General features: G+C 40.9%; 1 rRNA gene. It reads left to right on the top strand.

The features are described from left to right. Positions 1-182: 182 nt before the first annotated feature. Positions 183-303: ribosomal RNA gene (locus tag ACK4HU_RS21950) — 16S ribosomal RNA — on the top strand; the annotation flags it as partial.

The following is a 303-nucleotide window of genomic DNA, read 5'->3' as shown; positions in this document are numbered from 1 at the left end:
AGGAGAGTGGGAATAATAAAAAGGTTTTGAGATAACAGACCACAAGCTTACTAGAAAGTAGTAAGGAAAGAGTTCTTTGAATGAATGTAACCAGCATAGTGAATTGCGTATTATAGAAAGATATCAGCGATGATATTTGAAGAGTACCTTTAAAGGGGCCAGAGAACACTTAAAATTTATATACAATGGAGAGTTTGATCCTGGCTCAGGATGAACGCTAGCGGCAGGCCTAATACATGCAAGTTGAACGGGATTCTTGACTTCGGTTGAGATGAGAGTGGCGCACGGGTGCGTAACGCGTAT

The sequence above is a fragment of the Algoriphagus sp. genome (assembly GCF_046296635.1).
GTDB lineage: Bacteria > Bacteroidota > Bacteroidia > Cytophagales > Cyclobacteriaceae > Algoriphagus.
Note: the sequence above shows the minus strand (reverse complement) of the source record. Positions and strands in the feature narration are given on the sequence as shown.